Source organism: Pseudobutyrivibrio xylanivorans, from assembly GCF_010906925.1.
Taxonomy (GTDB): Bacteria; Bacillota; Clostridia; order Lachnospirales; family Lachnospiraceae; genus Pseudobutyrivibrio.
Window position 1 is genome coordinate 41,617 of sequence record NZ_VTVE01000006.1, and the last position, 12,392, is coordinate 54,008.

The 12,392-nt window shown below is 38.7% G+C and carries 11 protein-coding genes and 2 tRNA genes; 5 read left to right on the forward strand and 8 right to left on the reverse strand.

Features of this window, described 5'->3' with window-relative positions; all coding sequences use genetic code 11:
• Positions 1 to 18 precede the first annotated feature (18 nt).
• Together F0Q01_RS13360 and thyA are read right to left on the reverse strand one after the other, a co-directional pair.
• Positions 19 to 504 carry a dihydrofolate reductase gene (locus tag F0Q01_RS13360; protein ID WP_090151531.1) on the reverse strand — a complete coding sequence of 162 codons (486 nt, stop codon included), beginning with the start codon at positions 502 to 504 and terminating at the stop codon, positions 19 to 21.
• 81 nt (positions 505 to 585) lie between these two features.
• A complete protein-coding gene (gene thyA, locus F0Q01_RS13365) occupies positions 586 to 1,437 on the reverse strand; it encodes a thymidylate synthase (protein WP_090489867.1) in 852 nt (283 codons plus the stop codon).
• Between the two features lie 232 nt (positions 1,438 to 1,669).
• Between thyA and F0Q01_RS13370 the strand changes: the two genes are divergently transcribed.
• On the forward strand, positions 1,670 to 1,918 hold the full coding sequence (locus F0Q01_RS13370; RefSeq protein WP_090489869.1) for a hypothetical protein: 249 nt from the start codon (positions 1,670 to 1,672) through the stop codon (positions 1,916 to 1,918).
• Between the two features lie 35 nt (positions 1,919 to 1,953).
• Here the strand turns inward: F0Q01_RS13370 and F0Q01_RS13375 are convergent, their stop codons facing one another.
• Positions 1,954 to 2,658 carry a hypothetical protein gene (locus F0Q01_RS13375; RefSeq protein ID WP_090489872.1) on the reverse strand — a complete coding sequence of 235 codons (705 nt, stop codon included), beginning with the start codon at positions 2,656 to 2,658 and terminating at the stop codon, positions 1,954 to 1,956.
• Between the two features lie 250 nt (positions 2,659 to 2,908).
• Here F0Q01_RS13375 and F0Q01_RS13380 point away from each other — a divergent pair.
• Positions 2,909 to 2,981: transfer RNA gene (locus F0Q01_RS13380), tRNA-Gly, on the forward strand.
• Between the two features lie 174 nt (positions 2,982 to 3,155).
• Here the strand turns inward: F0Q01_RS13380 and F0Q01_RS13385 are convergent.
• The 3 genes from F0Q01_RS13385 to F0Q01_RS13395 all read right to left on the reverse strand — a co-directional run bounded on the left by F0Q01_RS13385 (position 3,156) and on the right by F0Q01_RS13395 (position 7,208).
• Complete coding sequence (locus F0Q01_RS13385) at positions 3,156 to 4,676, reverse strand: hypothetical protein (RefSeq protein WP_090489875.1); 1,521 nt, start codon at positions 4,674 to 4,676, stop codon at positions 3,156 to 3,158.
• Positions 4,677 to 4,936: 260 nt separating this feature from the next.
• Positions 4,937 to 5,479 (reverse strand): nitroreductase family protein, encoded by a 543-nt coding sequence (locus F0Q01_RS13390; protein WP_090151522.1) that lies wholly within the window; start codon positions 5,477 to 5,479, stop codon positions 4,937 to 4,939.
• A gap of 88 nt (positions 5,480 to 5,567) precedes the next feature.
• Positions 5,568 to 7,208, reverse strand: coding sequence for a glycoside hydrolase family 9 protein (locus tag F0Q01_RS13395; protein ID WP_090489878.1), 1,641 nt, complete (start codon positions 7,206 to 7,208; stop codon positions 5,568 to 5,570).
• Positions 7,209 to 7,430: 222 nt separating this feature from the next.
• On the opposite strand from F0Q01_RS13395, the gene F0Q01_RS13400 reads away from it, so the two are divergent.
• The 3 genes from F0Q01_RS13400 (at position 7,431) to F0Q01_RS13410 (ending at position 9,469) form a co-directional block, all read left to right on the forward strand.
• Positions 7,431 to 8,666, forward strand: coding sequence for a transglutaminase domain-containing protein (locus tag F0Q01_RS13400; RefSeq protein ID WP_090489880.1), 1,236 nt, complete (start codon positions 7,431 to 7,433; stop codon positions 8,664 to 8,666).
• A gap of 18 nt (positions 8,667 to 8,684) precedes the next feature.
• Entirely contained in the window at positions 8,685 to 9,221 is a 537-nt protein-coding gene (locus F0Q01_RS13405) for a hypothetical protein (protein WP_090151514.1), read from the forward strand.
• A gap of 175 nt (positions 9,222 to 9,396) precedes the next feature.
• Positions 9,397 to 9,469, forward strand: a tRNA-Gly gene (locus F0Q01_RS13410).
• Between the two features lie 488 nt (positions 9,470 to 9,957).
• On the opposite strand, the gene F0Q01_RS13415 is transcribed toward F0Q01_RS13410, so the two are convergent.
• Together F0Q01_RS13415 and F0Q01_RS13420 are read right to left on the reverse strand one after the other, a co-directional pair.
• Positions 9,958 to 10,887, reverse strand: a complete 930-nt coding sequence (locus tag F0Q01_RS13415; protein WP_090489883.1) for a YARHG domain-containing protein — start codon at positions 10,885 to 10,887, stop codon at positions 9,958 to 9,960.
• Positions 10,888 to 11,114: 227 nt separating this feature from the next.
• Positions 11,115 to 12,245, reverse strand: coding sequence for an acyltransferase family protein (locus tag F0Q01_RS13420; RefSeq protein ID WP_090489885.1), 1,131 nt, complete (start codon positions 12,243 to 12,245; stop codon positions 11,115 to 11,117).
• Positions 12,246 to 12,392 lie beyond the last annotated feature (147 nt).

The window sequence follows — 12,392 nt, forward strand, 5'->3', positions numbered from 1 at the left end:
AGTGCTTGTTAATGGTTACTATTTTGTATATGTTCTGAAATAAAATTCTATGTCGTAATATGTCTGTTCCTCTGACTCCTCCGCCAATTTCCACTCTGGCTTTTCATCCAGATTAGGGAAGAATGTATCAGCATCGTAAGCGTAGTCAATATAAGTGACAAATGCTGTGTTGCAATCATCGAGAAGCATTCTGTAAATACTCTCGCCACCGATAACAAAAATATCATCGGAATTGTACTTTGCAAGCTCCTTATCCAGCTCTTCCTTAGAATGAACTACGATAGCGTCCTTGACCTGATAATTTTCATCTCTTGTCAAAACTATATTAACTCTATTCTTAAGAGGCTTGCCATTTGGGAAACTCTCTAGAGTCTTTCTTCCCATCACCACCACCTTGCCGCTGGTAGTCTCGCGGAAAAATTTCATATCATCTGGAATGCTCACAAGCAATTTATTGTCCTTGCCTATGGCCCAGTTTTTATCTACTGCAACAATTAAATTCATTATTCTCCTCCAATCAGCCATTCTACTTTATCAATCCCTGGAGGCCATCCTACTCTCGCTCGCCTAGTCTATGCAGCGATTTTAAACAGCTATAGGTATGTTACGTATCTGCTCGCCGGCTTCGTAACCCTCTACAATAAGATCGTCCGTTGTAAAGTCGTAGAAGTTCTTCACCTCTGGGTTGAGACGAACCTTTGGAGCTGGAAGCTCTGGTCGACTAAGAAGCTCCTTAATTGCATCCACATGTCTGTCATATATATGAGCATCAGCAATAACGTGAATCAGCTGACCTGGAATCATATCGTTAACCTGAGCAACCATCATAAGAAGAATTGCATACTGGCATACATTCCAGTTATTAGCAGCAAGAATATCCTGAGAACGCTGATTTAAAACCATGTTAAGAACAAGCTTACCTGACTCCCTGTCCTTGGTGACATTGTAGGTAGCCGAATAGCAGCATGGATCCAAATGACCGGTAGCCAAATCATGGAACTGATATAGATTGGTCATGATACGGCGAGAATATGGTGTCTCCTTAAGCTGCTTGAGCACATAATCCATCTGATCAATCTGCTCTCCCTTATATTCAAATTTCTCACCTACAACATAGCCGTAGGCAGTGCCGATTGAACCATTTTCATCGGCCCATTCATCCCATACATGAGGCTTTAAATCATGGATATTGTTAGACTTGCGCTGATAAATCCAAAGCACCTCATCCATGCATGACTTAAGGGCTGTCTTTCTGAGAGTGAGAGCTGGAAACTCCTCTCTCAAATCATATTTATTTACAACGCCAAATTGCTTGATAGTGTAGGCCTTTTCGCCTGTATCCTGCCAAGTTGGTCGCACGATTTCATCTTTTGTATCTGTGCCATTTTCCAAAATGTCACGGCACATATTTTTGAAAATAATATCTGCTTTACTCATTATCCTCTCCTTATAATCTAAAGATAGCCATAAGTATTCTATGCTATAACTTTTCAAACTAAATTCTACCACAATATCTTGGGTTTTGAATAGATTTTTTCCTATTGTTAGTAAATATTCTCCAGTATGGATTTCACCTTGAAAAATGAGTCCCATTAGGTTACTATATTTTGTAGTTGTTTATGGCTAGATCATTCTTTGGAAAATATACGATACTAGCTAAGGAGAAGAAATGAGTCAGGAAAAAGTTGATAAAAAGAAATTTGAGAAAACTCACCGTAGATCACTTCTTAGAAAGAAGAAGCTTGAGGAGTTTTTAAGCATCGCATGTGTTTGCGTTATCGCTGTTGGTATTGTAGCTTGGATTGGTTTTTCAGTTTACACTAAAGTCGAGAATTCAAAAGAGGCAAATACCACATCGCAATTTTACGAAATCGATTCTAGTGCACTTCAGGAATATTTGGGTTCACTTCAAGAATAAAATTACAGGCGTCGAGATTTCCTCGGCGCCTTTTTTTATCTTCTCACCATAATATTTGAGCAGTATTTGTTTATCAGGCTGCTGCCTACAAATTCTAGATACTCATCGTAATCAATGTAAAATCCTTTTCCCCAGCTAGATACTTCTATCATTCTTCTTAACTTTTGACCTTCGTGGGATTCTTCCACCGCGATAGCCGTCACAAAATGATTGTTGGTTGATGCAATCACCTCATATTTGCTAGTGGCCTGATTAAATCTATAGAGATTCAGTCTGCCCTTTCTGCTATATATTGCCCACACCACAGGAATATTTGCATTTATCATTGCTTTTATCTTTTGGTACATATTTTTGTGGCCATGAAAACCATTCCATTTAAATCTAACAGGAACCCCTGCTTTCTTGCTGCCTTTATTTAAAAATCTACTAATCTGATTTGGAAGTATTCCTATCGCAAATACGGATTTATTCCTTCTCCTGAACTCATGTAAAAAAAGTTTAGTAAAAGGATGCTGCTTTATGAAACTAACAATACATTTTTCATATTCATCGTAGGAAATCCTGCCTCTATTCTGCATAAAATTTGCAACATCAACTGCTGCAATCATTCCGCAGCCCTGATTGGCAGCATACTCAAGGGGTGTGTTTCTAAACCAGTTTTGATTGCCCCCGCAAGAGCCATCTGGCTCACCTGCTCTAATTACACTTACATATTCATTTTGAAGTGAAATCCTCTCCATTGCATTACTCCCATCTCCAAATATAAGTAAATGTTAGCATTATATAAAAAAATGGACAATAAAATTAAAATTATTCTTGACACAAGGCGATTGTTCCTATAGAATAACGATTGTTCGCAAGAACAGTGAATATTTAGTTGGCTGAGATTTGTTGAATAATCTAGTTGGCTGAGATTTGTTTCAAAAAATGCTTTGCATTTTTCAAAACGCACGCGATTTGCCTTCGCGATGCTTGACAAATCGGTACATTGCGCGAGTGGCTCAGTTGGTGGAGCACCACCTTGCCAAGGTGGGGGTCGCGGGTTCGAGTCCCGTCTCGCGCTCTTATTAATTAAAAGGACATATCCTAATGGATATGTCCTTTTTTAATTAACGAGGCCCATACGGGCCTCGAAGGTTCGAGGTCTCGCCTGCCGGCTCGGTCGGTGCTTCTGCTCCGCAGAGGTGTCCACCGGACACCCGCACCCCGTCTCGCGCTCTTTTAATGCAGAAAATAACTATTTAACTGTCACTATAGTTTCAACATCTTCACTATTTCCAAAATCCAATGTGATTGTATGCTCTCCAACCTCTAAGTTCTGCATAACCTCTGTTCCAAATGTAATTGTAAATATTCCATTATTACTTCTGTAAATCTTATATTCGCCTGAACCAAAGCTTAGTCTGTTTCCGTCTACGTAAACATTTAACAAATCGTTTGCTAGTCGGCATACAAACATACTGTAGCCCGTGTCGTTAGCCGAATCATAAATATCACCAGTAGGTGAAAATACTGCCCAGCCTTCTTCAATCATCATATCCTTAATCGCATCATAAGCTTCAGCGCCAACCGATGATGAAGGTGTTCCGCCACCACTTGTTTTGAACCAATCAGGATCATACTGCATAAGGTATGATAACATTAATATAAGTGTTTTATATTCACTTGGGACATAATCATTAATCATCCATATATATTCGCCATCAAATTCTTCATAAGAAATGGTGTAATACTGGCGAACATTTGGTGCATCAGCCGCGAGTGCAGCCCTTTCTTCAGGTGTATCCCCAGTCAATCCGCTAGAATATGGAGTTGAATCATCCGAATCAACAAACCATATACCTATATATCTGCCATCCTCATCCTTTTCTATCGAAAGTAAGGTAATCGCATGACCTCCTTTTATTTTTTCCTCATGTATGTTCCAAAAATAAATTCCAAGACCAGCACAGCCCGCACTCTCATCTTGCAAAGAATCATATGTTTCCAATACATCTACACCACTCACTGAATCCTGCAAAACTTCTTGAACCACATCGTAAGCATTAAGTGACGGGAAAAATCCGTCCTGTGGCGCATCGCCCTTTAACTGACTTGGCCCCGGAATACCTTGTTCTGTATATACTCCATTAATAAAATAAACGATACCAGCCAATTCATCGCCAGCATCATCAGTAAAATAAGTTCTATAATAATCAAAAACCTCATCTTCACTCTTAAACGTTTCACCAGTAAGTGGATTAATGGCATTCTGCGCATATCCTGCCATCCAAAGCATATTGGAAGCTGTGCCAGCCCAGCATAACAGCCTATCATACCCCTCCACATACAAAGAATATTTTTCAGCATCCACTACATCATCGCCTTCTTCAGATATGTGTGCATATGGGAACTCTAAAGTTTCAGCAGTAACATTTTCCTCAGAAGAATTTCCTACCCCAGCGGTTATCTCATCTTCTGGATTAGACTCATCTGAAACAATATTCTCAAGCTGATTTTGACCTTCCGGGACGTCAGGTACTTCTTCTATAGGATTATTTAAATCAGCTTCTTCTGAAACTACTACTTCAGAACCTTCTACTGGCTTATCGGAACTAATGTCTTCTTGAACAACTACCTCAAGAACAAGGACTTGCTCCGGCGCTGGAGCACCAGTGTCCTCAATTTCCTCCAAAGCATAGGCCATCATTGGCTGGCAAAGGGCCAACGTTAAGGATAATGTCATCCCAAAAACTTTTAACCAAAATCTTCTTCTCATAAAAACCTCTTTTTCTCAAAAATAAAATAACAACAGTTACTATTATTTCATAAGAAAACTCTCCCCAAAATCTCGTCGAAGAAAACAGATTGTAAGTTAATTATAAATCCCAGAATAACATCTGTATACATCTACATCTAGTTATAAAAACCCGCCCATCACTATATAAGGGTATAGAAAAAAGAAGATACCCAAATGGATATCTCCTTGATGTCGAAAATATAATGCCACACCTATGGCAGGCTCTTTTCCCACAATGATCAAATAAACTTTGCTACATCATCTACGCTCTTGCGAGGTGGCTTGTTGCTTACAGATTCGCTTCTGTAACCAACTGCAATGATGCTCATAACCTGCTCGTCCTCTGGGATTCCGCAGAAATCTGCAACAACGCTAGCATCTCTAAGACCCATGATAAGTGTATCAACACCAAGCTCTACAGCCTTTGCGCAAAGCAACATATCGTGTAATCCAAGGTCATATGCTCCCCAGCCGTTTCCGACTTCATTGTCAGCCTCACCAGTTGCCTTGTTGAAGCCAGAAATGTTCTTTCTAAATGTTGTAACAACATATGCTGTTGCATCCTTTGTACTATTCTGATTGAACTCAGGAAGTACAGTCTCTCTGAACTTGCTTACCTGCTCAGGAGTAGAAATGCAGTAGTATCTAGATGTCTGTGTGTTTTTCCATGAAGGTGCAGCCTGTGCAGCTGATACCATCTCACGCAAAATTTCTTCTGAAACCTGCTTACCATTGAATGATCTAACGCTCTGTCTAGCGTCAATTACCTGTTGAAATTCCATAATTGTCCTCCTATATAAAAATTATTCTAGTTATCAAACGATTGCGAACAATCGAATTGTATCATATCTGCCTTTAAAATCAACTATTTCAATTATAAAAAGAAGCTATAACAAAAGCTAATGCCGAGTTCCAGTAGATAGTTATTTCATTCAATGAATAACATTCTACTTTATCAAGAAAGCACTTCATTGGAGCTGTGTCTTTTGGAATACTCATAGCCAACTCATCCTGAAGTCCTACATTAGGACCGCCCGAAACCAGTCCCGGCCATGGCTCATCTATATTATCTACTGCTGTCGGTCTAAGATGTGGATTTTTAAATGCATTTTCCCCATTTCCAGTAACATAGCTCACATTCATGCTGTTGCATCCCAGCAAATAATCAAGCCCAGAAGTTATGACATTTTCATACTCCGCCTTGTGATTTATAGTGTCAGCAACGCACAGTACCATCATGTATTTCAGCAGCTCCATGTTACTGCCCCAGATAAAATCTTCCTTGGTCATGCAAAGACCAAATCCATTTTCCTTAGCATTGTTCAATAGTCTATCAGCTTCACTGCCAAAACAATCTCTAACAAAGTTTTCTAAATCGCTATTTTCATCTTTCAAAATCAAAGAAAGAGAGCCAAGTCCTGCAACATCAGCCCAGCCAAAGCAAGTAAAAACATTGCCTTGATAGCCCTTGTCGGTTGCATTCTCATCGTATTTTACTAGCTTGTCCTTCAGGCCAAGTGCTACCTCATAATACTTCTTATTACCTGTGGCCTCGTACAATGCACAAGCCGCCCAGAATCTATTGGAATAATCCTCAGGCTCTGGATACTCTCCGGTATTTGAACCCTCAGCATTTTTAAATAATAAAGGTTCCGGATTATTCTCCAGCCATTCATACGCTTTAAGAGATTTTTCCAATAACAAATCCGCATATGCGATATCGAAATTTTTATACACTGTATATGCCAAAGCAAAAACTGCCGCTATATCTGCAGTAGCAAGAGAAGAAACGCTAAACAAAAACAGCTCTTCCTTATCTTCTTCAGGCATAATAAAAGGGGCATGATTAAATGTAGTAACTTTATGCCAAACAGAGCCATCTTTTCTTTGCATCTTCACGAGAAAATCAAGCTCAACCTTCACCTCTGAAAGAATTGAAGGTAAAATCCCTTTATCACAATTTTCTTCTGGGATGTCTATTTTTAGATTAATGAAATTCTCAAACAATCTGACTGAATACAAAAGATGCGCCACAGCAACAGCTCCAGCAGTGGAATACCTTCCATAGTCTCCTGCATCGTGCCAGCCGCCACTTACATCAACAGACTCAACATCTTCCCCATATACAGTGGCCTTGGTCAAATGACATGGGCTGTGGAAATATTTACCTGCATATTTTTTATCTAATCCATGACCGCATCTGAGATAATAGAAACATTTGCACACGTCATGGGTAAGTTTATCGAATACATTTTGTGATATTTCAAATGTTGCGCTTTTATTTTTCTCTGCCTCAATTATATATTTACCTGATTTAGTAAGCTGGCTAAAATCAGCAACAAAAACATCTTCACCTGATATATCATCGCCGCCAAAACGTACTGGCCTCCCCTGTAAAACCACATTATTATCAGTGTCTAAAACACTAAAATTCTCACAAGAAAAATTCAGCACTGCCTTTTTTGAAGCATTTGGTAAAAACCCTACTTGATTAACAAAAATCCTATTCATGAAATATTAACCCCTTCTTCATCCCTCTAATCCTAAATTTTACTCACATATAAGAATACAGGAAATATTTATTATTTTAAAGATATACTTCCTGTACTTTTTTCTCAATTAAACTATTTCCCGGGATTTGCCTTGTATTTTATAAAAACAAAAGATATATTTTTCTCTTCTAATAATATGATATAATTTTGTAGTTAAATTCTATTAGATGGCGAGAAAAATATGAAACGGAAAAAATTAATAATTATTATTTTGCCAATTGCATTGATAATTTTGGCTGCAATCATTGGCACAATTGCTTACTATAACATCAATTCAGATTTGGTTTATTCTGAGGTTTATGTGGAGGCTGGCACATCAACATGTGATGTTAAAGAATTTTTAAAGCGAGATGTAAAAGGAGCTGCTTTTACCAAAGAGTCTACTTTTGATGCAAATGTTCCTGGCGATTACAAATTGCAAATCAAGTGGAAAATGCCTGTTTTCGGAGAACAGACATATGATACAGTTTTGCATGTACAGGATACTACCGCTCCAGAAGTTACGCTTACAACTGAATCCATTCAAATGTACACCACTGCTCCAGCACCAACTGCAGCAGACTTGGTTGAGTCAGTTAGCGATATAACAAACTGCTCAATCGATTACAAAGAAGCCTATGATTTTTCTTCTGAAAGTTCATTTGATATAACTGTTGTTGTAACTGACACTTCAAATAATGCTACCGAAATCACTGTGCCATGCACTGTTGTCGAGGACATCACTCCTCCAGAAATCACTGGCATCGCGCCAATTGAAATTGCACAGGGCGACACAGTTTCCTACAAGAAAAATATAGAAGTCACTGACAATCTAGATCCAAATCCTACCCTTGAGGTGGACAGTTCTGAGGTAAATGTCGACAAGCGTGGCGTCTACACCGTCAGATATATTGCAACTGACGATGCGGGAAATGTCACAGAAAAAACAACTACCGTTAGAATAGTTTCAGCGAAAATTGCTGCAGCTACAGAAGAAACTGTATATGCCTTAGCAGATGATATCCTTGCTCAGATTATTACTGATGGAATGGACCAAAAAGCTCAGGCCAGAGCTGTATTCAACTGGGTTGTAAACAATATTACATACTCAGAATCAGCCGGTATTGATGATTTACTTTCAGCCGCATACAAGGGCATGTATTATCATGTTGGTGATTGTACTGTAAAGCAAAAGACTGCCGAAGTTCTTCTCAACAGACTAGGCATTAAAAATATGGAAATTGAAAAAATCCGCGATACACGTGGTCATTATTGGTTATTGATAGACGTAGGTGAGGGTTGGTATCACTATGATCCTAACTTGCAGCTTGATGGCACACTTATATTCTATTGGCATGATGCCGACCTATGGGCCTATTCAAATGCCCACGGCAACACCCACAATTATGACCCTAGCAAATATCCAACAATTCAATAACCCCAAGGAGGTAATGTAATGAAAAACAAATTTTTAGTATTAGCTCTTACTGCTGCAATGGCCCTTTCAATGGTTGCCTGCGGTAGCTCTAGCGACACAAAAGTAATTGAATCAAACGGTTCTGCACAGGCAGGTCAAAGCAGTTCTACAGCCTCAGCTGGATACGTATTTACGTATAATGGAACAGCAATTCCTGTAGACGCAGATGTTGCTCCTATCTTAGATGCTCTTGGCGAACCAAAGGATGAATTCACATCACCAAGTTGTGCAGGTCAGGGTGATGGTCATTTATATACATATAATGACTTTGAAATCCAGACATACCCAGATGGTGACAAGGATTTAGTCCTCTATGTTCAGCTTAGAACAGATAATGTAGCCACAGCTGAAGGTATTGACCTTTCAAGCTCTAGAGATGACATTATCGCTGCATATGGTGAGCCAACATCAGAGGAAACAGGCTCTATGAAGTATGAAAAAGATGGTATGGGTCTCGTATTTATTTTCGATGGAGAAAGCCTTATTTCTATCGAATACGATAGCCCTAAGAACTAAGAATAATTGTCAGAAAATCAAAGGGATTTTCCAAAGCTTTGCAACTTTAGAAAATCCCTTGACTTATGGCTAATATTCCTATAGAATAACCATTGTTCGCAAGAACAGTGAATATTTTTAGTTGGCTGAGATTTGCACCGTTTTTTCTTCGCAAGCTCGAAAAAGCCGGCACTAAGCGCGAGTGGCTCAGTTGGTGGAGCACCACCTTGCCAAGGTGGGGGTCGCGGGTTCGAGTCCCGTCTCGCGCTCTTTTAATGCAAAAATGAGGTCATCCATGTGGATGGCCTCATTTTTGCATTAAAGAGCACTTTAATCGAGGCGGGACGAAAAGCATCATGGAAATCGACGGATCCGGCGAATTTCCGTGATGCCACGACGCAGCCGTGCATAGCACACTTTCAATGCTGCGTCTTCCCGTTAGATTTATCGAGCTTGCGATGAGAAATCGTGATGTTTCCTTATTCCGTCGAGCGCGTAGGCCCTTACGGGCCTCGAATGTTCGAGGTCTCGCCTGCCGGCTCGGTCGGTGCTTCTGCTTCGCAGAGGTGTCCACTGGACACCCGCACCCCGTCTCGCGCTCGACGTTAGGAAGTCTAGAAAGCTTGAGTATTCAAGGTTTCTGGGCTTTCTTTTTTTGCGAAAGGAACGATTTTGGGGTGACACCCAGGTGTTCCCTGAGGTGTCGAACACATAGCATCCAGTTTAGCTATCGTATGGAAGTTTTTTAACAGCCCCTTTATTGGCTCAGTTCAGAAAATAATACTAAATTTTCTTTTTCGATTTCAGATAAACTACTATCATCGAAATCTTCAGGGAATGTTGTAGGTACATACCAAATTTGTCCTAAAAAGTAGTTTTCAATGTTTTCATCTTTAAAAATATAACCATGTCTTGCATAGATTTCATTTTTTCCAAGATTTAGAATCAGTTTAGGTTCGTTTTCTAAATCAGATTTTGTATATTTAATTGTGTCAGAATGGAAAAGATAAGTGTATATATTAGCTATATCTCGAACTTCGCGTGTATTTTCCCAATAATTTACAACTTCATTCCAAAAATTACAGTTATCTATATATTTGCTTCGCTTGTATGTTTCGTCTATAATTTGATCTTCAGACCATGAGGAATCGTATTTATCAAGTGATGAATACTGCACCAATCTAGGATCAATTATTCGAAAAGTATATTCACCTTGTATTCCGTATCCAATGGAATTGTTTTCAGCTGTGATATGGTCTTCTACTTTGATATCAATCTGGTTATCTAAAAATTCAAATACCAATGTGCCCTTTCCGCCCCAGCCATCTTCTGTGTATGAATATTTAGCCGTATCATTCTCTATATAAGTATCAAAATCTATTTCTGATTCATGGCCATTGGGTGCATGGAATATGTTTCCAGTAAGGTGATTCTTATTATCTATTGAAACAGATAAAGAAGCATTATCTTTACTATCATCAGTATATATACCAGAATAGTTATTATAGTTTTCAGTATTAGATTCAGGAAAGGAAGAATCATTAGTAGTTTCACCGTTTGGGTTTTCTTGTATTTCTAAAGAGTAGGTGTTTCCAATTGATTGATTAGAATCAGCATTTTTTGCATGGTTGCATGCTGAAATTAACAATGCAGTAGAAATAGTTAATATAATAATCTTTTTTTTCATTAATTATGTCCTCCGGTGATGTAATAATAACACTACAATCAATATATTAGCATTTAATCTAAATTATAGTCAATTTGGTCTATTCTGTGGATTTTCCTCATCTGTAGTAATTTGCGATATTATATATTTAGGTGACCCCTCAGGTGTTCCCTAAGCAAATAGCGGTGCTAAAATCCCCTTTCTATCAGTATTTTAGGATAAGGAATGCGATTCGAGTCCCGTCTCGCCTACTGGCTCGTATTCTTAACCTTTTTCTTACTAATTCCAAGAACTGCCCATCTGAAGAATGGAATCCTACTGATAATGGCATAAAGTCCATATCCAAATAAGAATCCTGCTACTAAACTAAGTAGGTAGCAAAGAGGCGCCGGAAGGAGTGCATTCTTTGCGAAAACAAGTGCAACTGTGGATATTCCAAGATAATGGAATACATATAACCCAAAGCTATGACTACTCATCCACTTTGTGAAATCATTACTGAAGTCTCCGAATCTTGCCATACCGGAAAGCATTGCCAGGGAACCAAAGTATGCGCATGCCACGTATAGGGGACCTCTATTAACCGGCTTATCGGCATAATTTGTTCCACCAAGGATAACAAAATTAACTACCGCAAATGTAATGCAGAGTGCTACTCCGATTACTATAAATACTACTGCGTATTTCTTTACTTTATCCATTACTTCTTCATTAGAAAATACATAATAACCCATAATGAAGAATACAAAATAGAAAGCGAATCTATAGACTTGAACGATTGGTGTATTAAGTATCTGTGCAGCTCCCCAGATTGGGAAGAAGAAAAGAACCATCAGCCATATCTGTGTCTTTGAACAGACCTCGATAAGCTTTCCTTTTTCTATCTTTCTCAAAAGTACAAGCACCACACTATATATCCAAAGTAGATGAACAAACCAGAGTACTCCACTTCCTGACGCAACCATAATCAGATAGATAACAAACTTTGGAACTCCTATGGCTGCAAGCTCTTTTGCTCCATCTGCCAGATGCATACTTACATATCCCTGAATGAACTGGAATACGAATAGTCCTATTGTAGAAGGAACAAGGAGCTTAGTAGTTCTACTTTTTATGAATTCCTTGTTTGTATGCTTCTCCAGATACAGTCTTGAACTTATACCAGCCACAATGAAGAGCACCGGCATAAACCATGGATATACCAGATACTGGAAGATATCGTAAGGCTGAGTTGATAATTTTGTAATCTGACCAACTCCCCCTAACACACCCTCAGCATTGTACATATATAATACATGGTATAAAACAACAATCACAACCGTAATCCAGCGGATATTATCCAAATAATCCTTTCTAACTGTTTTTTTATCGTTATTCATATATTTCCACCTTGTAATAAAAATATAACATTCGCAACTATTGTTAACATTATTATATCTACCTTGCTTTCAGTAATCCACCAACCAAACCATACATTTTGTACAATTCTTGTTACATTTAGTTGCAAAGAAAAACAATTCTTAAGA